Raw genomic sequence first — 22,523 nt, 5'->3', positions numbered from 1 at the left:
TTAGTTAAACACCATCCCGCCGTCGATCAGCAATGACTGACCGGTCATATAATCAGAATCCGGGCTGGCAAGATAGGAGACGCAGGCGGCGACATCTTCCGGTTCGGACAGACGACCGAGGGTGATGCGCTTGGCGAACTCGGCGGTACCGTAACCCAGCGGTTTACCGGCAGCTTCGGACACCTGGCGGTCAATTTCGGCCCACATCGGCGTTTTGACGATCCCCGGGCAGTAGCCGTTGACCGTGATGCCCAGCGGCGCGAGGTCGCGAGCGGCGGTCTGGGTTAAGCCGCGTACGGCGAATTTACTGGAGCTATACACCGCCAGCTCCGGGTTGCCGACGTGGCCGGCCTGGGAACAGGCGTTGATGATTTTCCCGCCGTGTCCCTCTTTCTTAAAGGCCTCGACCGCCGCCTGAATGCCCCAGATCACCCCTTTAACGTTGATATTGTAGACTTTATCGACAATCTCCGGGGTAATGGACTCGATCGGCGTGGACGGCGCCACGCCGGCGTTGTTGACGATGACGTCGAAGCCGCCCAGCGTTTTGCGCGCCTGTTCGACAGCGGCAAACACCTGATCGCGGTCGGAGACATCCACTTTCACCGCCATGGCGCGGCCGCCGGCCTGGTTGATTTCGGAGGCGACCGCTTTGGCGGTGGCGTCGTTATAATCGGCAATGGCCACGGCAAATCCATCCTTCACCAGACGAAGGGCGATAGCTTTACCAATCCCCTGGCCAGCGCCGGTAACAAGTGCGACTTTTTTCATTTTCCTTTCCTTATTGTGATGACTTACAGAATCTGACTCAGATGCAGCTGACCCATCAGCAGCGGGTTATCGCGATAATCCACCGGGATGGCCACTACCGCCGGGCCGTCGACGTCCATCGCTGCGCGCAGGGTCGGCTCCAGCGCCTCGGCGCTTTCCACGGCAAACCCTTTGGCGCCGAAGGACTCGGCATAGGCTTTAAAATCCATCGGCCCGAACTCGACGCCGGACAGGCGCTGATATTTTTTCTCTTCCTGGATGGCCACCATGTTGTAGCCGTTATCGACCCAGATCAGGTGCAGCACGTTGGCTTTCAGGCGGACGGCGGTCTCCAGTTCCATGCTCGACTGCAGGAAGCCGCCATCGCCGGAGACGGAGACCACTTTGCGCTCAGGATTGACCAGCCAGGCGCCGATGGCCCAGGGCAGGGCGACGCCCATGGTCTGCTGGCCGTTGGAGATCATCACCTGACGGGCGCGGAAGCTGTACAGGTAGCGGGCGATCCAGATATGGAAGCTGCCCATGTCCACGGTCAGCGTGACGTCGCTGTTGACGATATCCTGCATCGCGCGAACGATACGCAGCGGATGCAGGGCAAACTGATTCAGCTGCGCGCCGCGGCGGTCCAGCAGTTCGCGCTGGTGCTGGCGGTCGCGGAGGATCTCCGCCGCCTGCGGGGAGAGCACCAGCCGGCGATCGATATTTTGCGCCAGCTTGCTGAGGGTGCCGGCGATATCGCCCACCAGCTCGACGTCCGGGGTATAGTTGCGTTCTTCATAGGCGGGCAGGACGTCGATATGCACCAGCGTCGCGTTGCCGCTGTTCCACATCGCCGGTTCATATTCCACCGGGCTGTAGCCGATGCAGATCACCAGGTCGGCGAGCTGCAGCAGACGGTCCCCGGCCTGGTTGTTAAACAGCCCGACCCGGCCGGCGAAGCGAGAGAAGTTATCCTGATTCACCGCCCCGGCGGCCTGATAGGTGCTGGTGACCGGAATATGGCTGGCCTCCAGCAAACGGCGTAGCGCCGCGCTGTTTTCCGGCTGGCTGGCCATCAGGCCGAGCAGGAAGATCGGGTTCTTCGCCTGAGCGATAAGCTTCGCCACCTGGTCGATGGCGGCATCCGGCGCGGCGCCCATCTGCGGGGCCCCGCTGGCCGGCAGCACTTTGCCGCTGACCGGGCCATCGACCACATCCTGCGGCAGACTGACGAAAGCGCTGCCCGGGCGGCCCTGCTCGGCGGCGCGGAAGGCGTTGGAGACCACTTCCGCCAGCGCGTCCGGCGCGGTCACCTCGACGGCGTATTTCGTCACTGGGCTGAACATCGCCACCGTATCCATACTCTGGTGGACCTGTTTGGCCTTATCGGCGCGTTTCACCGCGCCGCCCAGGGCCACCACCGGGTCGCCTTCGCTGTTGGCGGTGGCCATACCGGTGATCAGGTTGGAACAGCCCGGACCGGAGGTGACCAGCGCCACGCCCGCTTTACCGGTAATGCGCCCGACGGCGGCGGCCATAAAGGCGGCGTTAGCTTCGTGGCGTACCGGAATAATGCGAATGGAGGAATCCAGCAGTGAGTCGAATACCTTGTCGATTTTGGCGCCAGGGATGCCGAACACCTGACGTACCCCCTGGGCTTCCAGCTGGCTGACGACGAGATCGGCGCCGTGCGCCCACTGCCGTACCGGATACTGTTTGTCCATGTGACCCCCTTAACTTTCTACGGAACGGATGGCGGCATCGAGATTATCGGGATGCAGATTGGCCTGCAGGAACGCGCTGTCGGCGGGCAGGTCGATCATCAGCTTGTGAATTTCGCCGAAGGTCAATACCCCGTGGTCGAGCTGGTAATCCAGCAGGTGACCGCCGCCTTTGCGGTCATCGGTTATAAAGTGCTCGTGATACCCGGCGACGTTGATCCCCTGCATATGCTGCGGGGTACGGAAGCCGACCAGCACCCCTTCGCGCTGGTTAAAGCGGAACACCGGCTGATCGTCGAGGACGTCGGTCATCGCCCGGTACGGCGGCGTCTGGCGCGGCACGGTGCGGGTATGGGCATGGCGGAAATGGCCGTCGATGCGCAGGGCGCAGAACAGGTTGTCAGAGGGGATTTGCTGGTCGATCACCTCGTGCAGCTGCTGGCGGCTCACCGGATGGTCGAAGGTTTTCCGGTACTGCGGCTGGAACCAGGTCATCACCGCGAACGGCGTTTTCTGCTCCGGCTGGGCTTTGCGCGCGCTGCCGTCGGCCCGCAGCTGATAGACCTGACTGCTGAAGGCGATCAGCTCCCCGTCCAGCTCATTAAAGGTGCCGAGACCGAAATCGCCGTGCTTCAGCAGGTCCGCGATGGTGGTGCTGCCTTCGTAAACCCCGCTCAGCAGGGCGCTCATGAGCGATGTCTGATAGAGCACGTTCTCGGGATGCTGCGCGGAAAACGCCCGCAGGGTTTCGCACAGACTCTCTTCGCAGGTGCATTCAGCAGAATGATTCATATACCACTTCCTCGTTCAACAAATATAAGAAAGGTTAAATAAATGTTGACCCGATTCAGCTCACAGTTCCAATATAGAAACCATGCTGGTTTGAGACGTTTTCGATATGGAACTTCGTTATCTTCGCTATTTTGTCGCCGTCGCCAGGACGCGGCACTTCACCCAGGCCGCCAAGGAACTGGGTATTTCACAGCCTCCGTTAAGTCAGCAAATTCAGCGGCTTGAGCGCGAGGTGGGGACCCCGCTGTTTCGGCGTTTGACCCGCGGGGTGGAGCTCACCGAGGCCGGTGAGTCGTTCTATGAGGATGCCCGCCAGATCCTCGCCATGAGCGATGCGGCGCTGGAGAAGGCCAAGGGCATTGCCCGCGGGATGAACGGCAGCCTGTCGCTAGGCATTACCAGTTCTGATGCATTCCACCCGCAAATCTTCACGCTGCTGCACCGTTTTCAGCTCGATCACCCCGGGGTGACCCTGCACCAGATGGAAGACAATATGGCTAATCTGATGACCGCCCTGAGCGAGGCCGAGCTGGACATCGCCTTCGTCCGTCTGCCGTGCGAGAGCAGTAAAGCCTTTAATCTGCGGATTATCGATGAGGAGCCGATGGTTATCGCGCTGCCGCGCGATAACCCGCTGGCGACGCAGCCGACCCTGGCCCTGGAGCAGCTGCGCGACGTGGCGCCGATCCTCTTCCCGCGGGAGGTGGCCCCGGGGCTGTATGAGCTGGTGTACAACAGCTGCCTGCGCGCCGGCATCGATATGGAGCGCGCCTGGCAGTCGTCGCAGATTTCGTCATCGCTGAGCATGGTCAATGCCGGGTTCGGCTTCGCGCTGGTCCCGCAGTCGATGACCTGCATTCAACTGCCGAACGTCAGCTATCACCCGCTCAGCGGGGCGCCGCTGAAGACCGATATCGCCATCGCCTGGCGGCGCTTCGAGCGCTCGCGCACGGTGAAACGCTTTCTGGCGATGTTCTGATCGTCGCGACGCCTGCGGTTTACTGCGCCACCCAGCCGCCGTCCATGTTCCACGCCGCGCCGCGCACCTGGGCGGCGGCGTCGCTGCACAGAAACAGCGCCATTTCGCCCAGCTGCTGCGGGGTGACAAACTCCCCGGAGGGCTGTTTTTCCGCCAGCAGCTGCGCGCTGGCCTGCTGCGGGTCGACCCCTTCGGCGATGCGCTTATCGATCTGCTGCTGCACCAGCGGGGTCAGCACCCAGCCGGGGCAGATGGCGTTGCAGGTGATGCCGCTGCGCGCGGTTTCCAGGGCCACGGTTTTGGTCAGGCCGACCACCGCGTGCTTGGCGGCGACATAGGCCGATTTCTCTTTCGACGCCACCAGGCCATGCACTGAGGCAATGTTGATGATGCGCCCCCAGTCGCGCTGGCGCATGCCTGGCAGCGCCAGGCGGGTGGTGTGGAAGACGCTGGAGAGATTGATCGCGATGATGTCGTTCCATTTGTCCACCGGGAACTGCTCCACCGGGGCGACGTGCTGGATACCGGCGTTATTGATCACGATATCGACGCCGCCGAAGGTGCTTTCGGCATAGCGCATCATCGCCTCGATCTGCCCGACGTCGCGCAGGTCGGCGTCGTGATAGCCGGGGATCTTGCCCAGCGCGGCGACTTCAGCCCGGGCGTGGCTGCTGTCGCCGAAGCCATTGAGCACCAGCTGGGCGCCTGCCTGCGCCAGCACTTTGGCGATCCCTAAGCCGATGCCGCTGGTGGAGCCGGTGACCAGCGCCGTTTTACCGTCTAAATTCATTTTATTACTCCTACAATCTGGTCTCAGACAATGCCGGTCACATAGAACGTGGCAATGACAAACAGCACCGCGAGGCTTTTGATCACCGTGATGGCGAAAATGCCGCCGTAGGCCTGGCGATGGCTCAGGCCGGTGATCGCCAGCAGGGTGATCACCGCCCCGTTATGCGGCAGGGTGTCCATGCCGCCGCTGGCCATGGCGGCGACGCGGTGCAGGACCTCCAGCGGAATATTGGCGGCGTGGGCGGCGGCGACAAAGGTTTCGGACATCGCCGCCAGGGCGATGCTCATTCCCCCGGAGGCCGAGCCGGTGATCCCGGCCAGCACCGTGACGCTGATCGCCTCGTTTAACAGCGGATTGGGAATGGCCGCGAGGGCTTTCGACAGCACCAGGAAACCCGGCAGGGCGGCGATAACCGCGCCGAAGCCATACTCAGAGGCGGTGTTCATTGCCGCGAGAATCGCCCCGCCCACCGCCGTCCGGCTCCCCTCCGCCAGCCGGCCGCGAATATTGCGATAGCCGCAGACCAGCACCAGCACAATGCCGGAAAGCAGCGCTGCCTGCACCGCCCAGATGGCGGTGATTTTCCCCACCTCGGTGACGACAGGCTTCGCCAGACCCGGCAGGGTGAGCTCATGGCTGGCGCCGTACCATTGCGGGATCCAGTGGGTAAACAGCAGATTCAGCACCCCCACCAGCAGCAGCGGGGCGATTGCGATCAGCGGATGCGGCAGGTCGATGTCATCCGGGGTCTCCGGCTCATTTTGCAGATCGGTCCCATAGCCTTCGCCGCTGGCCTGCGCTTTGCGGCGCTGGCGCTCCAGCCACAGCAAACCGAAGAGGATAATGAACAGCGAGCCGATAAGCCCCAGCCACGGGGCCGCCCAGGCGTTGGTGCCGAAGAAGCTGGTGGGAATAATATTCTGGATCTGCGGCGTGCCGGGCAGGGCGTCCATGGTAAACGAGAACGCGCCGAGGGCGACGGTGGCGGGGATCAGCCGTTTGGGGATCCCGCTCTGGCGAAACAGCTCGGCGGCGAAAGGGTAAACGGCAAAGGCCACCACAAACAGCGACACCCCGCCGTAGGTCAGCAGGGCGCACACCAGCACGATCACCGGGATCGCGTGGCGGCGGCCGAGGATGCGGATGGCGGCGGCGACAATCGACCGTGAGAATCCCGACAGCTCAATCAGCTTGCCGAACACGGCGCCCAGCAGAAACACCGGGAAATAGAGCTTCACAAAGCCGACCATTTTTTCCATAAACAGCCCGGTAAAGGCCGGGCCGACCGCGCCCGGGTCGGTGAGCAGCACCGCGCCGAGGGCGGCGATCGGCGCAAAGAGGATCACGCTGTATCCACGGTAGGCTGCCAGCATCAGTAACGCCAGCGCGGCCAGGGCTATTATCACACTCATCACGACGTCTCACTCTCATTGTTATTGTAGGGGTACAGAACGCGATACTAGGGTTTCAGGGCGAAGCGCAGCTGGTGTTCCCGGCGCGACTGGATGCGCTGACGCCGCGCCTCGTCCCAGCGGTAAAAGCCTTGCCCGCTGCGGGCGCCGGTGTCGCCTTGCGCCACTTTCTCCGCCACCAGCGACATCATCTCCGTACCGCTGGCCAGCTCCGGCAGCAGGTGCTGGCAGATATCCTGGACCGTCGCCAGGCCGGTCATGTCCGCCGCCTCCAGCGGGCCGACCATCGCATAGCGACGGCCCAGCGAGGCGCGCATCACCTGGTCCACCACCTCCGGGGAAGCGATGCCGCTGTGGACGATATGCAGCGCTTCGCGCAGCAGGGCGAACTGCAGTCGGTTGCCGACAAAGCCCGGCGCGGCGCGGTTGAGCACCACCGCTTCCAGCGCGCAGCCGGCGCAAAAGTCGCTTACCTGGCGCGCCAGATGGGGCAGCGTGGGGCTCCCGGGCACCACTTCCACCAGCGGGATCAGGTGCGGCGGATGCCAGAAATGGGCGATCAGCAGGCGTTCCGGAAGGCGCATGCCCTGCGCCAGCCGATCCGGCGGCAGGCCGCTGGTGTTGCTGGCGATAATCGCCTCGTCGGCGATCAGCGTTTCCAGTTCGGCATACAGGGCGTGCTTCAGCGCCAGCCGTTCGGGGATCGCTTCAATCAGCAGCGTGGCGTCGGCCAGCGCCTGCAGCGCCGGGGTGGGGGTTAAACGGCTCAGCACGGCGTCGCGGTCGGCGGGATCCTGCTGACCGGTCGCCTCCAGCTCGCGCAGGATCGCCCCCGCCACCGAGGGCACTTCGGCAAGACGTTGCGGATCGGTGTCATACAGGCGGACGGCGTGACCGTGACGGGCGAAATGACAGGCGATGCCGACGCCCATCAGTCCCGCGCCGAGTACCGCCAGACGTGGTGTAAACATAGTGGCTCCTGTTAACGTTGAAGGGTCATGGCGATGCCCTGGCCGCCGCCGACGCACAGGGTGGCCAGCCCTTTGCTGGCGCCCCGGCGCTGCATCTCATGCACCAGGCTGACGAGGATCCGGCAGCCGGAGGCGCCGATGGGATGGCCGAGGGCGATGGCGCCGCCGTTGACGTTGACTTTCTCGCTGTCCCATTCGAGCAACTGACCGACGGCCAGCGCCTGGACGGCAAAGGCCTCGTTGGCTTCGATAAGATCCACTTCGTCAAGCGTCCAGCCGGCGCGCTGCAGCGCCTGGCGGCAGGCGCTCACCGGGCCGATGCCCATCACCGACGGGTCGACCCCGGCGACCGCCGCACTGACGATGCGCGCCAGCACTGGCAGCCCAAGCTCGCGCGCTTTATCGACGCTCATCAGCAGGACCGCCGCGGCGCCGTCGTTCAGGGATGAGGCATTCCCGGCGGTGACGCTGCCGTCAGCCGGGCGAAACGCCGGGCGCAGCTTGGCCAGCTGCGGCTCGCTGGTCTCCGGGCGCGGTTGTTCATCGTCGGTGACGACACGCGGCGGTTTTTTGCTCTGCGGGACGCTGACCGGGACGATCTCCTCGCGAAAGCGTCCGGCGGCGATAGCGGCCGCCGCTTTGCGCTGGGAGCTGGCGGCGAAGGCGTCCTGGCGCTCGCGGCTGATATCGAAGGCATCGGCGAGGTTCTCGGCGGTAATGCCCATGTGGTAGTCGTTAAAGGCGTCCCACAGGCCGTCCTGGATCATGCTGTCCTGCAGGCTGGCGTGGCCAAAACGCAGGCCGTCGCGGGCGCCGTGCATCAGATAGGGAGCATTGCTCATGCTCTCCTGGCCGCCGGCGATAACGATCCCGGCGTCGCCGCAGCGGATCGCCTGCACCGCCTGCTGAACCGCTTTCAACCCGGAGCCGCACACCAGATTGACGGTGACCGCCGGGGTGTCCACCGGCAGGCCGGCCTGCAGCGCGGTCTGGCGCGCCGGGTTCTGCCCGCAGCCGGCGGTGAGCACCTGGCCGAAAATCAGTTCATCGACCGCCGCGGCGGGCAGCTGGCAGCGTTCAAGCAGGCTGCGCACCACCGTCGCGCCGAGGTCGACGGCGGAAAGCGGGGCGAAGGCGCCGCGAAAGCTGCCGACCGGGGTGCGTACTGCAGCAACAATGGCAATATCGGTCATGGTCTCTCCTTAGCTGAAGCGCATTTCGCGCACGTCGTCGGCGACGATCAGCCGTCCCGCCGTTTTACGCATCACCTCGTCGGGGCTGACCCCCGGAGCCACTTCGCGCAGGACAAACGCCCCGTCGACAATGTCCAGCAGGGCCAGGTCGGTGAGCACCCGGCGAATGCAGCCCACGCCGGTGAGCGGCAGGGTGCACTGCGGCAGCAGTTTGGATTCGCCGTTCTTTGAGGCGTGGGTCATGACCACGATGATGTTCTGCGCGCCGGCCACCAGGTCCATGGCGCCGCCCATCCCCTTAACCATTTTCCCGGGGATCATCCATGAGGCGATATTCCCCGCGACGTCGACCTCAAAGGCGCCAAGAACCGTAAGATCGACGTGGCCGCCGCGGATCATGGCGAACGACTGGGCGGAATCGAAGATCGCCGCCCCGGTTTGCGCTGTCACGGTCTGTTTGCCGGCGTTAATCATGTCGGCGTCGATGGTTTCCTCATCGGGAAATTCGCCCATCCCCAGCAGGCCGTTCTCCGACTGGAGCATCACTTCAATACCGGCGGGGATATAGTTGGCCACCAGCGTCGGGATACCGATCCCGAGGTTGACGTAGTCGCCGTCGCGCAGCTCCTGAGCGACGCGCATCGCCATTTGTTCACGGGTTAGCATCTCAGTGCCCTCCGGCGCGCAGGGTGCGCTGTTCAATACGTTTTTCGAATTGCCCGACGATCAGCCGGTCGACATAGATCCCCGGGGTGTGAATGGCGGAGGGCGGCAGTTCGCCCGGCGGCACGATCTCTTCCACCTCCACCACCGTAATGCGCCCGGCGGTGGCCATCAGCGGGTTGAAATTCTGCGCGGTGTGGCGGTAAACCACGTTGCCGTACCAGTCAGCTTTCCAGCCCTTCACGAGGGCGAAATCGCCGCGAATGGCCTGTTCGAGAATGTAATTTTTACCGTCGAACTGGCGCACCTCTTTGCCTTCGGCGACCGGGGTGCCATAGCCGGTGGCGGTGTAAAAGCCGGGGATCCCGGCGCCGCCGGCGCGGATTTTTTCCGCCAGCGTTCCCTGCGGGGTGAGCTCTACCGCCAGCTCGCCGCTCAGCACCAGCTGTTCAAAAAGCGCGTTTTCCCCGACGTAAGAGGCCACCACTTTGCTGACCTGGCGCGATTCCAGCAGCATGCCGAGACCGAAGCCGTCGACGCCGCAGTTGTTGGAAACCACCGTCAACCCCTGCACCTGGCGGCGCTTCACTTCGGCGATCAAATTCTCGGGTATACCGCACAGGCCGAAGCCGCCGGCGAGCAGCGTCATGCCGTCCGTTAACCCTTCCAGCGCCGCTTCGTAGCTGGCGACGCGTTTATCCAGTCCTGCCATCTTGTCTCTCCTGCCTTGCGATAGCCTTATCATTGGCGCTGGCGACTGATTTGATAATTTTGAATTTGTGACCCACTCATTTGGAAATTTTATTAATTTCCTGTTAACTAATTTCTTTCAATTAGTTAACAGGATGAAAAATGAGAATGAGTGTCAAACAGTTACGCGCGTTTTTAGCGGTAGCTCACACTCTCAATTTCGCCCACGCCAGCGAAAGGCTGAATCTGTCGCAGCCAGCTCTCAGCCTGACCATCAAAGGGTTGGAGGAGGCGCTGGGGGGCGCGCTGCTGCAGCGCAGCACCCGCAAAGTGACCCTCACCCAGGAGGGGGAACTCTTTCTGCCGATGGCCCGTCAGCTGCTGGCCGACTGGGATAACGTCGAGGAGGCGATGCGTCAGAGCTTTACCCTGCAGCGGGGCAAAATCTCGGTCGCCGCGATGCCGTCGTTCGCCGCCAACGTTCTGCCGGAGGCGCTGAAAGCCTTCCGCGACCGCTATGCCGGGGTGAACGTCACGGTGCATGACGTGATAAATGAGCAGGTGATCGAGATGGTGCGCGAGGGGCGGGTGGAAATGGGTATCGCTTTCGAGCCATCGCCCAGCCACAACCTGCTGTTTACCCCGCTGGCGGTGGACCGCTTCGTGGCGATCGTTCCCCGGCAATCGCCGCTGGCGAAGAAAAAAAAGCTCACCTGGCAGGAGCTGTTAACCCTCGACTTTATTACCCTCCAGCGCCCTTCGGCGGTGCGCCTGATGCTGGAGGAGGCGCTGGCGCGCAGCGGGCGTCAGCTGGATGTGGCCCTGGAGAGCCATCAGCTGGTGACGGTGGGGAGAATGGTGGCCAGCGGGCTGGGGGGCAGCGCGGTGCCTGCGCTATGTAAAACGCAGATGGCCTCGCTGGGGGCGGTGTGCATTCCGCTTAGCGATCCGCCGATTGAAAAGTGCGTTGGGGCGATTTATGCCGGACATCTTCCGCTGTCGAAGGCGGCGCAGGCGCTGCTGGATACGCTGAAAGGGTTTTTACCCAGCTGAGGGAGCGGGAGGCAAAAAAAACCGGCCCGCGGGCCGGTTTGATAATCAGATTTTGCAGGCGTCGCCGCAATCGTCATCGGCAACGATCGCCTGGGCTTTTTTGTCCGCTTCTTCCAGACGCTCCGCGTTGCGCTCTTCCGCTTCATCCAGGCCGCTGAAGACCAGGTTATCGAGATCAATTTCCATAAGTTACCTATCGTTGCTGGTTTTGGATCAGCGTCAAGTATAGGGTAAAACCGCCCGCGGATGTACCCGCGCTTCGCGCCGAACGCACAGAGCGTTAAGTCGCTGGGCGACGGGCATCACCTACCATAATTAATCGTTGACAGGATGGCGTTAATTTTAATTATCGTCGGCAGAACAATTTCCTGCCCCAATATTAAATGAAAGGACAACGAAGGTGTAATTAAGCGTTGACGAATATCTTTTATGTTAATATGGCCGCGATTATGGATGAATCTATGGATCTTAATCAATGGGACATACTGTTGCAGGCGCCATCAAAGAATGGCGTAAACATAATAAAGTGATCGGTCAGGTCAAAATAAACTATAAAAAAATTTTACGAAAATGCAGAGAGCTCTCGCTCGCAGGAGGTAAGTACAGAGAATATCAAGGACTTTGCGCCAAATATCAGTGCGCGCGGTTGACCGCCGTAACCCAGGGGCTGGTGCCTTTCGAGGATAAACCCTTTAAGGCCTATCTTAATAAACGGATGTCAAAACGGCGCAAGCTGGATATTGCCCACGGTTCGCTGAATTTTATCGAGAAAACATTTCAGCCGGATGTGCTGCCGCAGCTCTATAACGTGGCGGATTTTGGCCGGGCGATGTTTGCTATTCCTTTGAAAAATGGCGATAAGCTTGACGTTAAGCTGCTGGCGTCGCCGTTTCAGGAGGAGGGGGAACTGATGCTGCAGCTGTTTCTCGGCGACCGTCGCGTCTATAGCGTCTGTTTTTCCTGTACCGACGATGGCCGCGCCTATATCGGCGGTATTCAGGGCGGGAAAGATATCACCAATGAAGAGGTGAAGGCGCTGACCAAAGAGCTGCATGGCGCGCGGCCGAAAAATATCATCATGAGCGTGCTGTATGGTTTCTTAGGCTATTTCAACATCACCACGGTCTACGCGATCGATTCCGATTACCACGTGAAAAGCGATCTGGTGAAAGCCAGTTACTCATCGCTGTGGCTGGAAATGGGCGGTGAGAAACAGGCTCGCGGCTGGTATAAACTGCCGGCGCAAGAGATCAAAAAAAGTATTGAAGAGGTGAAAAGTAAACACCGCAGCCAGTTTATTAAGCGCGAAGGCATTAAAGAGCTGATTCAGCTCGATATGGCCAACGCCCTGCGGCAAATCACCTTGCGGTCGCGGGTGAATTAACGCCTCTTATACGTCAAGCGGACAGCAGGGGGCTGTTGTCCGCCTGGCGAAATCCTTTCTTTACTGGCCGCTTTCGCCGACCGTCGGCGACGCGGAGGCGGCGAGCAGCGGGGCGCTGCGCCACCACACCATCAGCGCGACCAGCGCGATAACGCTCAGCACCCCGAAGGCGGTGGCAAAGGAGTAGCGTCCGGCGATAGCGCCGGTTAACGCCGGACTCATTGCCGCCCCGGCCCCCTGCATCAGCATCACCACGCTCTGTCCGGCGTTGACGTGCCCGCTGCCGCGCAGCAGCGAGACGATAAAGCTGGGCACCGCCACCCCCAAAATCCCTGCCGCCAGACCATCAAGAATTTGCACCGGGACCATCATCGCCGGGGCGTCGCTGGAGGCCGCCAGCGCCGCGCGGATGGGCATGATCAGCAGCGCCAGCAGGATGCATCGCCAGTAACCATATTTGTCGATGCTGCCGGCGACCCGAATGGCCACCGGGATCATCACCACCTGCGAAATAATCACCGTGGCGGCGGCAAACAGCCCCGGATTGAGGTGTCCCGGCGCGGCGGCGATCCGCATGCTCAGCATCGGCAACAGCGCGGCGTTGGCGAGATGGAACAGCATCAGGGTCACGCCGGCGATCAGCAGCGGCGTATGGCGGAACAGGATGGCAAACCCAGGCAGCGCGGGCGGGACGGCCGACTCGAGGCCGCGGGCGGCGTCATCGTCGATATCGCTGCCGCGGATCGCCAGCAGGGCGATGAGGGTGAACAGGGTGGTACCGGCCATCAGAATGAAAATACCGCCGATGCCCCAGTACCAGGCGATGGCCCCGGCAATCAGCGCGGTGAAGAAATTCCCCGCGTGGTTGAAGGCTTCGTTTTTGCCCATCTGGGCGCTAAAGCCGCGCTGTCGGGTCAGCCCAAGGGTGATCCCGGCGATTAACGGTCCGACAAAGGCCGCGCAGATCCCGCTGGCGACTTGCGAAAGGGCCACCACGCTGGTCTTCTGACTGAACCAGAGCAGCAGGGTGGTGAGGGTTATCACCAGGCAGACCACGGCCAGCAGCACGCGCTTATGCCGCGAGGTGTCGGTGATGAAGCCGGCGGGCAGGGTCGCCAGCAGGCCAGCAACGCCGCCGATGGTCCTCAACAGGCCGATATCCTCCGCCTGCCAGTGACGTTGGGTGAGAAAGATCCCCAGAAACGGCCCGAGGCCGTCGCGAACGTCGGCGATAAAGAAACTGGTCAAACATAAAGCCCGCAGTGAACGAAGCGACATTTTCTACCTTTAGCATGAGCGATCCGCGGATCAGCGGCGGACCAGGGCGGTCATGGCGTGCGCCACGGATAATGGCCGGGATCGGACCCGGCAGAGAGCGTCATCCTTTATCGCACCGTTCGATGAAAGCAAAATGTCCCGCTGTCTTCGGGTAACGTGGCAATGCAACATACCTGCTCGTCGCGGCTTCCGCCAGAGGTCTACGAAAGTTCTGTAACGGGGCAACCGCGCCGCAGCCTGCGCCGCGGGGCTATCAGCGTTCGTCTGCTTTAACGATCTGCAGCGTGGCGGGATTCGCCACGCTGCCGCTGGCGGTGACGAACCCCGGATGGACGGCCTCGCCGCTGACGCTGTCCACCAGCGCAATATGCGGCGCGCTGTGCAGCACCTGCTGGTGGCCCCATTCCATCAGGGCGAACAGCACCAGCGCCAGGCTACGGCTTTTATCGGTGAGAACATATTCATAGCGCTCGCGAGCCCCCGCTTCCCGGTAGGGGACTTTGCGGAGCAATCCCATTTCGGTCATCGTTTTCAACCGGGTGGTGAGCGTCTGGCGGGTGATATGGGTATGCGTCTGCATCGTTTCAAAGCGCGTCACACCGTAAAACGCCTCGCGGAGGATCAGCAGCACCCAGCGGTCGCCGAGTATTTTGGCTCCTTCCGCCAGGCCGCACAGCTCCGGATCGAGGTAGGGCAGTGATTTATTTTTTGACATCGCGAGATTGACCTTCTACTCTGAGTTTGAATTTTAGACTTAGATGCGAAGGAGCATAGCGTGCCATTTGTTAACGTGCAAACCATTAAAGGGATCATGACCGCGGAACAGAAAAGTGAGCTGCTGCGGCGGATGACCGATCTGCTGGTGGAGATTGAGGGGCAGGGCGATCCGCAGTTCCGCCAGTCAGTATGGATCCGCATTGATGAACATGACCCGGAACAGTGGAGCCTCGGGGGCGTCCAGCCGACGGCCGCGATGATTGCGGCTAAATTCGCCGCGGCGCGGCGCGACTGATCCCCTGAATAAACCGGGCTGCGAAGCCCGCCCCGGCGATCTGGCGCAGAAGAGGAGTCAGATCGCCGGGTAATATTGCTATTCGCTATGGTGCAAAAGCGTATTTTGCGGCTAAGGTAACGGTCAGGGAACCCAACAAACAGGGCGCGATGCCAGACGGCCAGCCTGGCGCCACTCTCACACCGGTGAAAACAACGGATGTCTACAGAACAGATGCTGCCGCTGGCGGCGCAGAACAAAAATATCATCCGCCTGGCCGCCGCTCAGGCGCTGGCCGGCGCCAATTCGGTGGTGTTCTACGCCACCGGCGCTATCGTCGGCAATACCCTCGCCCCCAGCCCGTCGCTGGCCACGCTGCCGATCACCCTGTTTGTGCTGGGGATGGCGGCCTCGATTTTGCCTTTCGGCGCGCTGGCGCGAAAGCGGGGCCGCAAAGCCGCGTTTATGGCCGGTACCGGCGCCGGGGTGGTCACCGGTCTGGCGGCCGCTCTGGCGGTGGTGCTGGGCTCTTTTCTGCTGTTTTGCTTCGCCGCGATGCTCGGCGGCGCCTATGCCGCGGTGGCGCTCAGTTTTCGCTTTGCCGCCACCGACGGCGTCGCTCCGGAACGTCGCGCCCGCGCGCTGTCGCTGGTGATGGGCGGCGGCGTGGCCGCCGGGATCATTGGCCCGATGCTGGTCACCGGCACCATGCACCTCTGGCCGACCCATACCTTCGCCTTCACCTTTCTCGCTCAGGCGCTGGTGGCGGCGCTCGCCGCCATTCTGCTGGCAGGCGTGACGTCGGCAGAGCCCGCGGCGGCCAGCGTGCGCGGAGGACGGCCGCTGCGCGAGATTATCCGCCAGCCGGGCTTCGCCACCACGGTGTTCAGCGGGGCGGTGGCCTATATGGTGATGAATTTTCTGATGACCGCCGCGCCGCTCTCCATGCATATGCACGGTCTTTCCCAGCAGGCCGCCAACCTCGGGATCCAGTGGCATGTGATGGCGATGTACGGCCCGGGATTTGTCACCGGCCGGTTGATCCAGCGCTTCGGCGCCGTGCGCATGGCGGCGGCGGGATTGCTGATCACCGGCGCGTCGGTGGCGGTCGGTCTCAGTGGCGTCGGGGTATATCATTACTGGCTGTCGCTGATTTTGCTCGGCATCGGCTGGAACTTTGGCTTCACCGGCGCCTCGGCGAAAATCATCGATTTCCACCGCCCGGAAGAGAAGACCCAGGTGCAGTCGCTCAACGATTTTCTGGTCTTCGGCGTGATGATCGTGGGTTCGTTTTCGTCCGGCGTTCTGCTAAACGCCTTCGGCTGGAACGCGGTGCTGTGGGGCTCCCTGGTGCCGGTGGGGCTGGCGCTGTTCACCCTGCCGTTGCGCCCCTTATCGCCACCCCGCGCTTAGCACCTGGTCTGCCGCTGCGCGGGCCGTCTTTTTGCGCTTTTCGCAAATGCGTTGCCGAACTTTATCAAAGCCAGCGCGTGGGAAAACGTCACATACGCGACATGCTGTAGTAATGTCTACAGCATGAGAATGCATCTCCTGACCCTCAACCTGACGATGTCTCAAGCCGCTGAACCCTGAAGAGCACGTCGGCCCGCGGGTGACCTTCGACGTTCTGGCCCGACGCTGTGCTCTGGAGGCCGCGATCCCCGATACCCCGGGGTGGCTTATCCACTTCCTGGACGTCGGTGGGGAACCGACCCCGGAGGCGGCGGGAGTGGAGAGTGTGCTTGCAGGGCTGCGGGAAACCATTACGGACGATGACCAACTGCTGGCGGCAGCCTGCTCGCTGTTCGACGGCTTATTGACGTCCTGTGAAATGAGGTCTGGCAATCATGAGCAAAACGGTGGTTCTTCCGCAGAGTGACAGTCCTTCCGTCGTCGCCTCCGTCTCCTTCTGGCAGGCCTTTCGCTTCTGGCTGAAGCTCGGCTTTATCAGCTTCGGCGGGCCTGCCGGGCAGATCGCCATGATGCACCAGGAGCTGGTGGATAACCGCCGCTGGATCTCGGAAGGACGATTCCTGCACGCGCTCAACTTTTGTATGGTCCTGCCCGGCCCGGAGGCGCAGCAGCTGGCGACCTATATCGGCTGGCTGATGCATAAAACCTGGGGAGGCGTCATCGCCGGGGTGCTGTTTATTTTGCCCTCGCTGGTGTTACTTATCGCGCTGGCGTGGATCTACCTCGTCTGGGGAGATGTCGCGGTGGTAGCGGGGATTTTTTATGGCATCAAACCCGCCGTGGCGGCGATCGTGCTGCAGGCGGCGCACCGCATCGGCTCGCGGGCGCTGAAAAATGGCGCCTACTGGGCCATCGCCGCCGCTGCCTTTGTCGCTATTTTTGCGCTGAACGTTCCTTTTCCGCTGATCGTCCTGACCGCGGCGATCGTCGGGTTTATCGGCGGATGGATGGCGCCGGCGACATTCGGCAAAGCGGACGCCCACCGTGCGCAGAGTCATCCCGGCGGGGCCGCCATCATTGATGACGCGACGCCGATCCCGGCCCATGCCATTTTCAGCTGGCGGCGTACCTCTCAGGTGCTGATCGCCGGGATGCTGCTGTGGCTGGTGCCGATGGCCGCCCTGACGCTAATGTTGGGCTGGGCGCATCCGCTGACCCAGATGAGCTGGTTCTTTACCAAAGCCGCGCTGATGACCTTTGGCGGGGCATATGCCGTCTTACCTTATGTTTACCAGGGGGCGGTGACCCACTATGGCTGGCTGACGGCAGGGCAGATGATGGACGGCCTCGCCCTTGGGGAATCTACCCCCGGGCCGTTGATCATGGTGGTGACCTTTGTCGGGTTTGTCGGCGGCTACACCAAAGCGGTGTTGGGCGTCGATGATGCGCTGCTGGGGGGCATCGCGGCGGCGTGCCTGGTGACATGGTTTACCTTTTTACCCTCGTTTATCTTTATTCTCGCCGGCGGGCCGTTTATTGAAACCACGCATAATAAAGTGGGATTTACCGCGCCGTTGACTGCTATCACCGCCGCGGTGGTAGGCGTTATCCTGAATCTGGCGCTGTTTTTTATCTGGCATAGCGTCTGGGGACCGTCCGGTTTCGACCCGTGGTCCGCAGCCATTGCCCTGGGCGCCGCCGGGCTGCTGTTTCGCTATAAGTGGAAGCTGACCTGGGTACTGGCCGCCGCCGCCGCGGTGGGCCTTATCGTCCATATGACGGGACTGTCCGGCGCAGGATAAGGTCGGCGTCGGGCTGAAAAGGCCGGAGGCAGGGGCGGGATGGGGAAAGGGGCCGATGTCTGGTGAAACAGTCGTCGGCCGGAAGGTGTGGTAATGGCAATGCCTCTATTTCTCAAATCATCTTTAAGACTTCGCGTTACCAAAAACGAGCTGCGTAATTAAAATGCTTCATCTGATGCTCATCGACATATGAGCTAGTTTCATCGGTGACTACAGGATTTGTGGAGACGGTATTACCTGAGATATATAACGGGATACCTGCCTTATTTTTACCTGTGTAAATCCCAGCGTGATCTCCTGGCTTTTGGCCTTTAGACTGGACGGGATAATCAACTCTTAAAACGATATCGCCAACGGCAATGTCAGATATGGCTATTATTTTCCCGAGCGCTAATGACGCCTGATAGAATTTCTCTACGCTGGCGGTTTTAGGCAGGCCGGGAATACCAGCCTGACAGCTACACCAGTAGATAAAAGCCATACACCATGGCGAGCCAGGTGCGCTGCCCGCTGATTTGAGATAGGTATTTACCATTGGGCCAGAGTTGCTGTTAAGCGGCTGCTCTTTGACATTAAGCTGACTTCTTGCTTTTTCTATCAAGTCGTTACCATTAGGCATGGTCTTATCCTCATCAGGTAGATTGTTAATTTGTGGATGGCAGAGAATGATTTGCTCGAGTTTCGCTCCTTATCTGGCTAAACTTTTCTGCTTTTTATCTTTGCAGTATTTATTTATTCTTGAAGTATCTATTTAATTTTGCAAGGGGAAGGCTTGTCTGATAAGCGGAAGTAATATCTCGCCTGATTTTTTTGTAATTTTGCCAATCAAAATTAATAAGGAATTGATAAGCTGTTTCTGCGCCAAGTCTAAAAAGTTTAAGTTTGTTGGCGTCGCTCATACTGAAGTCTAACCAGCCGATGTCTCCAGTGTCTATGAATGATACTAGCTTATTGTAATCAGGGTTTTTTTTAATGAAATCGTAATTCATGGCATGTCTTGCGGTGTTGAAAGATTGAGCAAATATATCAAGGGTACTGTTAATTTCATGACTGTGATCATCAAGTTGCAGTTTGACACCAAATGTGGGTCTTGCTGGAATTTTTGTGGGGTTGTGAAAAACATCAATCGGAAAGTTTGACATGATTCCGCCATCAACAAAACAAGCGATAGGTGGCGGAAATAGAGTCGCTAATCTGCTTTGAAAACTAATGCCGGTATATTTTTGCCATTTCAATTGTAGATTATTATCCATATGAGGTATTTTTACCGTGTAGGGCTGAAACACAAAAGGGATAGACATAGAGCAGCGGCAGAAGACCGCGGGATTTACATCTTTCGGTTTTTCCCAATATAGATCTGCCATGACAGGAAGTTCAACCTTGTATTCGGTGGCCAAATCCGCCGTTATCAAGCATAAATAGTCATGATTAACATCTAACTTATCAAGGTAAAGTTTACCTTCAAGCTGGGATGCTTTATCGATACTGGTGCTTCTAAGCTTCCATCCGGGTGGAGTTGTCGCCATTCTTTTTCTAAGGTCGCTGACAGTATAAATATTAAAAGATGATAGCTGTTTTTTAAGCCAGGACTCGAATTCATCACCTCTATTAAGTCCATGCATTATTTTTAAGTTGTCCGTTGTTGAAAGAAGTCTCAAAAATGCACGAAAGTATTTAAACCCTGATTTGTTTTCAGCATTCATTAAGCCAGTTGCAGTATCCATAAATTTCTTTGGATCATAATCTCCGTCTTTTTTCCCATCAATAAATGTATTTATAGGCATGTTGGCGATCATGTTTATTAACTGTTCGCTTTTTTCTTTTTCAGGTATATCTACTGCAGATAATAGTAAGGCGGCAATTGAACCGGCTGAAGTACCTGCGATACCAATGAATCTTATCCCTGCTTTCTCTAAAATATATATGTAACCTACAAGGGCTAATCCGAGGACGCCGCCACCCTCCATTACCAGATCAACGTATTGATGGCCATTTTCATCAATAGTGTCACTGAATTCTTTATTGGACAGGGCGGTGGTTTTATTTTTTATTTCTTCAACTTCTTTTAGGTAACTATTCACGGGTAATGACATTTTAATTTCCTTAGCAACGGATCTGAACATTGTTGGTCATACAAGGGAATTTATTGGTCGTTATCAGAAGACCTCTTTTTTTGCTCAAAGAAAAAATTAAGAAAATGCTGTGAACAATTTTTTAACGACCGTCTCGTCAGCTAAAGAAAAGTATAACGGAGGAAACAGAGACGCCACTCATTCATATGAATGAGTGGCGTAAAAAAACTCGCCGTGCGGGCAGGGGGAAGAGAGACGGGCCCGCTCCGCGTTTGCCCGCACGCGGAGCGGAGCGGGGCGATCAGGTCGCGGGCGTTTCGCGGGTGGCCCGCGCCAGCGGGTTGCTGTCCAGTTCCAGCTGGTCGCGCAGCGCCCAGCCGCGCAGCTTGCCGGGGTTAAGCAATCCCGCGGGGTCGAGAGATTGTTTCACCGCCACCACGTCAGGGCGAATCACCCCTTGTTTGCCGTCCTCAACCTGCAGCACGTGGGGGTTATTAATTTTGACGTCGTTATCGCGAAATATCTGCATGATCGCGTTGAGACGTTCGGGCGTGGTATAGCGCACCAGCTGCAGACCGCTGGCGGTGAGGTTGCCTTCGATATCGCGCAGAAATTCAATATGGGACATCACCTCCCCGGCGAAATGCTGTTTCATCTGTAAAATTTGCTGCGGATAGCGCTGCGCATCAAACGCGGTCTGCAGATAGGTCAGCGTATTGTCCACCTTGAGCGCATGCAGGGTGGTGTGGTTCCAGCAGTATTCCATTAACGAGCCATTGCGCGCCCGGGCCTCGTCGCTGGCCTGGCGGATGGCGTTGACCCCGCGATGGCGCTGTAACAGGCTGGCGCACACGCCTTCGCTCTCTTCGGCGATCAGGCTGATAACCGCATGCTGCCCGGCGCGATAACGATCGTTGAGGTGGCTAAAATAGTCGGCGATCGGGGTGGCCAGCAGCGCTACCTGGCGCTTCACCAGCCCCGGCGAGCGGACGCAGGCGTTGGCATAGTTCAGGGCATCGGCGAAATCGTCAAACACGTCCAGGCGTTCTATCCACTGGTGCACGGGAGCCAGCGCCAGCTCAACCTCGAGAATGATGCCGTTGGTGCCGTAGGCATGATGCAGCAGCAGCGCTTCGGGAGCCGGGACGGTCAGTACGCGAGGGACCGGCTCGACGGTCATCACTTTGACGCTGAGCACATTGCCGGGCGCCGCCAGCGGCCCATAGTTGATGGAGCCGATGCCGCCGAACCCGCCGCCGTAGAGGCCGCCCAGGCTCGCCAGTCGATAGGTCGACGGCATACAGCGCAGCTCCCAGCCCGTCGGGCGGGCGGCGGTTTCGATGTCCGCCAGGCGAATACCGGCCTGGGCCCTCACCGTGCCGTTGCCGAGGGCGACGATCTGGTTGAGCCCGGTCATATCCACCAGCATCCCTCCTTCGAGAGGGACCAGCTGTCCGTAGTTGCCGGTGGCGCTGCCGCGCAAGGTCAGCGGCAGCTGATGCTGCGCGCAGGCGGCGACCAGCTGGCGCAGCTCCTCTTCATCGCGCGGGCGAACCACCGCGTCCGCCTGTTTTCCCGCCAGCTGCTCGGCGAGTACCGGACTGAACCAGTGAAAATCGCGGGAAAGCCGTTTGAGTTTCGCCGGCTGCAGGGTCCACTCCAGCGCCGGGAGTGCCTGCTGGATCGCCGCGACCGCTTGTTGCCGCTGTTCATCAGTCATCATTCTTTTTCCTGTTCGTCAGCAAAACATTAATGAGATTGCACGGCTTCGCTTTCATGCCAGGCGCTGAGCGCCCGGCGCGAGACCCAGGACATCACGCCGAACAGCGCGATCCCGGCGAGAGAGATCAGCAGCAGCGCGGCAAACATCAGCGGGATATCCAGCTGGTAGCCGGCCTGCAGGATCTGATAGGCCAGCCCGGTATTGGTCCCGCCAGTGCCGGCGACAAACTCCGCCACCACCGCGCCAATCAGCGACAGCCCGCTGGAAATACGCAGCGCGCCGAAGAAATAGGGCAGCGCCGAGGGGATACGCAGCCGCACCAGGGTCTGCCAGCGGCTGGCGTGATTGAGGCGGAAATAGCTCAGCAGGCCGGGGGAGACGCTGCGCAGTCCCTGGGTGGTATTGGAGATGATGGGGAAGACCGCCATCAGGGTGGCGCACACCACCAGCGAGAGGGTGGCGTCCTTCACCCAGATGATGATCAGCGGGGCGATGGCGACGATCGGCGTCACCTGCAAAAACACGATGTAGGGAAACAGGGCGGTCTCCACAAAGCGGTTCTGCACCAGGATAAACGCCACGGCGGCGCCGATGACAATCGACAGCAGAAACGAGATCAGGGTGATCTTGAGGGTGAACAGCAGCGCCAGTAGCAGCGGCGTGAGATGCGTCCACAGACTGTCCAGCATCACCAGCGGCGACGGCACGAGAAAGGCCGGGATGCGGAAATAGCTTACCGCGCCCTGCCAGAGGAGCACCACCGCCACCGCGACGAGGGTCGGATAGAGAATTTTGAGAAAACGCGGATGCTGGATCCACGGCGTTGAGGTTGTGGTCTTCATA

Annotated in this window: 22 protein-coding genes and 1 pseudogene; 7 read left to right on the top strand and 16 right to left on the bottom strand. The window is 60.1% G+C overall.

The genetic code is table 11. From position 1 onward, the window contains the following. The 3 genes from ACOI7Z_RS05675 to budA are packed head-to-tail and all read right to left on the bottom strand — an operon-like array spanning nucleotide 1 to nucleotide 3,263. Nucleotides 1-771, bottom strand: coding sequence for a (S)-acetoin forming diacetyl reductase (locus ACOI7Z_RS05675; RefSeq protein WP_004151179.1), 771 nt, complete (start codon nucleotides 769-771; stop codon nucleotides 1-3). Between the two features lie 23 nt (nucleotides 772-794). After that, nucleotides 795-2,474, bottom strand: a complete 1,680-nt coding sequence (gene alsS / locus ACOI7Z_RS05670; RefSeq protein ID WP_023290012.1) for an acetolactate synthase AlsS — start codon at nucleotides 2,472-2,474, stop codon at nucleotides 795-797. 9 nt (nucleotides 2,475-2,483) lie between these two features. Further along, complete coding sequence (gene budA / locus ACOI7Z_RS05665) at nucleotides 2,484-3,263, bottom strand: acetolactate decarboxylase (RefSeq protein WP_031590062.1); 780 nt, start codon at nucleotides 3,261-3,263, stop codon at nucleotides 2,484-2,486. Between the two features lie 106 nt (nucleotides 3,264-3,369). Here budA and ACOI7Z_RS05660 point away from each other — a divergent pair, with 106 nt between their 5' ends. Further along, a complete protein-coding gene (locus ACOI7Z_RS05660; RefSeq protein WP_420702049.1) occupies nucleotides 3,370-4,242 on the top strand; it encodes a LysR family transcriptional regulator in 873 nt (290 codons plus the stop codon). Nucleotides 4,243-4,261: 19 nt separating this feature from the next. Here ACOI7Z_RS05660 and ACOI7Z_RS05655 read toward each other — a convergent pair whose 3' ends face one another. The 6 genes from ACOI7Z_RS05655 to ACOI7Z_RS05630 are packed head-to-tail and all read right to left on the bottom strand — an operon-like array spanning nucleotide 4,262 to nucleotide 9,986. Further along, on the bottom strand, nucleotides 4,262-5,032 hold the full coding sequence (locus ACOI7Z_RS05655) for a 3-hydroxybutyrate dehydrogenase (RefSeq protein ID WP_023290011.1): 771 nt from the start codon (nucleotides 5,030-5,032) through the stop codon (nucleotides 4,262-4,264). 23 nt (nucleotides 5,033-5,055) lie between these two features. After that, nucleotides 5,056-6,450: a GntP family permease gene (locus ACOI7Z_RS05650; RefSeq protein ID WP_197743183.1), complete on the bottom strand. Its 1,395-nt coding sequence runs from the start codon at nucleotides 6,448-6,450 to the stop codon at nucleotides 5,056-5,058. A gap of 44 nt (nucleotides 6,451-6,494) precedes the next feature. Beyond that, entirely contained in the window at nucleotides 6,495-7,418 is a 924-nt protein-coding gene (locus ACOI7Z_RS05645) for a 3-hydroxyacyl-CoA dehydrogenase family protein (protein ID WP_087849291.1), read from the bottom strand. 11 nt (nucleotides 7,419-7,429) lie between these two features. After that, nucleotides 7,430-8,611 (bottom strand): acetyl-CoA C-acetyltransferase, encoded by a 1,182-nt coding sequence (locus ACOI7Z_RS05640; protein WP_087849290.1) that lies wholly within the window; start codon nucleotides 8,609-8,611, stop codon nucleotides 7,430-7,432. Nucleotides 8,612-8,620: 9 nt separating this feature from the next. After that, complete coding sequence (locus ACOI7Z_RS05635; protein WP_021312467.1) at nucleotides 8,621-9,277, bottom strand: CoA transferase subunit B; 657 nt, start codon at nucleotides 9,275-9,277, stop codon at nucleotides 8,621-8,623. A gap of 1 nt (nucleotide 9,278) precedes the next feature. Next, entirely contained in the window at nucleotides 9,279-9,986 is a 708-nt protein-coding gene (locus ACOI7Z_RS05630) for a CoA transferase subunit A (protein ID WP_023290007.1), read from the bottom strand. 140 nt (nucleotides 9,987-10,126) lie between these two features. On the opposite strand from ACOI7Z_RS05630, the gene ACOI7Z_RS05625 reads away from it, so the two are divergent. After that, complete coding sequence (locus ACOI7Z_RS05625; protein ID WP_023290006.1) at nucleotides 10,127-11,017, top strand: LysR family transcriptional regulator; 891 nt, start codon at nucleotides 10,127-10,129, stop codon at nucleotides 11,015-11,017. 45 nt (nucleotides 11,018-11,062) lie between these two features. Here the strand turns inward: ACOI7Z_RS05625 and ACOI7Z_RS05620 are convergent, their stop codons facing one another. Beyond that, nucleotides 11,063-11,203, bottom strand: a complete 141-nt coding sequence (locus tag ACOI7Z_RS05620) for a hypothetical protein (RefSeq protein WP_002908189.1) — start codon at nucleotides 11,201-11,203, stop codon at nucleotides 11,063-11,065. A 289-nt stretch (nucleotides 11,204-11,492) separates the two neighbouring features. Between ACOI7Z_RS05620 and ACOI7Z_RS05615 the strand changes: the two genes are divergently transcribed. Further along, nucleotides 11,493-12,401, top strand: coding sequence for a DUF535 family protein (locus ACOI7Z_RS05615; protein ID WP_044523663.1), 909 nt, complete (start codon nucleotides 11,493-11,495; stop codon nucleotides 12,399-12,401). Nucleotides 12,402-12,461: 60 nt separating this feature from the next. Here ACOI7Z_RS05615 and ACOI7Z_RS05610 read toward each other — a convergent pair whose 3' ends face one another. Both ACOI7Z_RS05610 and ACOI7Z_RS05605 read right to left on the bottom strand, forming a co-directional pair. Further along, the gene (locus tag ACOI7Z_RS05610; RefSeq protein WP_087849289.1) at nucleotides 12,462-13,679 is read right to left on the bottom strand and encodes an MFS transporter; all 1,218 of its coding nucleotides are present in this window, start codon (nucleotides 13,677-13,679) and stop codon (nucleotides 12,462-12,464) included. Between the two features lie 253 nt (nucleotides 13,680-13,932). After that, complete coding sequence (locus ACOI7Z_RS05605) at nucleotides 13,933-14,394, bottom strand: winged helix-turn-helix transcriptional regulator (protein WP_087849288.1); 462 nt, start codon at nucleotides 14,392-14,394, stop codon at nucleotides 13,933-13,935. A gap of 60 nt (nucleotides 14,395-14,454) precedes the next feature. On the opposite strand from ACOI7Z_RS05605, the gene ACOI7Z_RS05600 reads away from it, so the two are divergent. From ACOI7Z_RS05600 to chrA, 4 genes and pseudogenes are all read left to right on the top strand, one after another. Next, complete coding sequence (locus tag ACOI7Z_RS05600; RefSeq protein ID WP_004202976.1) at nucleotides 14,455-14,691, top strand: tautomerase family protein; 237 nt, start codon at nucleotides 14,455-14,457, stop codon at nucleotides 14,689-14,691. Nucleotides 14,692-14,889: 198 nt separating this feature from the next. Next, a complete protein-coding gene (locus tag ACOI7Z_RS05595) occupies nucleotides 14,890-16,083 on the top strand; it encodes an MFS transporter (protein ID WP_226650512.1) in 1,194 nt (397 codons plus the stop codon). A 175-nt stretch (nucleotides 16,084-16,258) separates the two neighbouring features. Further along, nucleotides 16,259-16,549 (top strand): annotated as a pseudogene (locus ACOI7Z_RS05590) (chromate resistance protein ChrB domain-containing protein); the annotation flags it as partial. Next, the gene (gene chrA, locus ACOI7Z_RS05585; RefSeq protein WP_087849287.1) at nucleotides 16,518-17,885 is read left to right on the top strand and encodes a chromate efflux transporter; all 1,368 of its coding nucleotides are present in this window, start codon (nucleotides 16,518-16,520) and stop codon (nucleotides 17,883-17,885) included. The pseudogene ACOI7Z_RS05590 and the gene chrA, both read left to right, overlap by 32 nt. 136 nt (nucleotides 17,886-18,021) lie before the next feature. Here the strand turns inward: chrA and ACOI7Z_RS05580 are convergent, their stop codons facing one another. From ACOI7Z_RS05580 to ACOI7Z_RS05565, 4 genes are all read right to left on the bottom strand, one after another. After that, nucleotides 18,022-18,504 carry a hypothetical protein gene (locus ACOI7Z_RS05580; RefSeq protein ID WP_087849286.1) on the bottom strand — a complete coding sequence of 161 codons (483 nt, stop codon included), beginning with the start codon at nucleotides 18,502-18,504 and terminating at the stop codon, nucleotides 18,022-18,024. 109 nt (nucleotides 18,505-18,613) lie between these two features. Then, nucleotides 18,614-19,978 carry a patatin-like phospholipase family protein gene (locus ACOI7Z_RS05575; RefSeq protein WP_087849285.1) on the bottom strand — a complete coding sequence of 455 codons (1,365 nt, stop codon included), beginning with the start codon at nucleotides 19,976-19,978 and terminating at the stop codon, nucleotides 18,614-18,616. Nucleotides 19,979-20,258: 280 nt separating this feature from the next. After that, nucleotides 20,259-21,680 carry an FAD-binding oxidoreductase gene (locus tag ACOI7Z_RS05570; RefSeq protein ID WP_170927842.1) on the bottom strand — a complete coding sequence of 474 codons (1,422 nt, stop codon included), beginning with the start codon at nucleotides 21,678-21,680 and terminating at the stop codon, nucleotides 20,259-20,261. A 26-nt stretch (nucleotides 21,681-21,706) separates the two neighbouring features. Then, nucleotides 21,707-22,522 carry an ABC transporter permease gene (locus tag ACOI7Z_RS05565; protein ID WP_023289996.1) on the bottom strand — a complete coding sequence of 272 codons (816 nt, stop codon included), beginning with the start codon at nucleotides 22,520-22,522 and terminating at the stop codon, nucleotides 21,707-21,709. Nucleotide 22,523 lies beyond the last annotated feature (1 nt).

This window comes from Klebsiella sp. C283, from assembly GCF_048822555.1.
Taxonomy (GTDB): Bacteria; Pseudomonadota; Gammaproteobacteria; order Enterobacterales; family Enterobacteriaceae; genus Klebsiella; species Klebsiella quasipneumoniae.
Note: the sequence above shows the minus strand (reverse complement) of the source record. Positions and strands in the feature narration are given on the sequence as shown.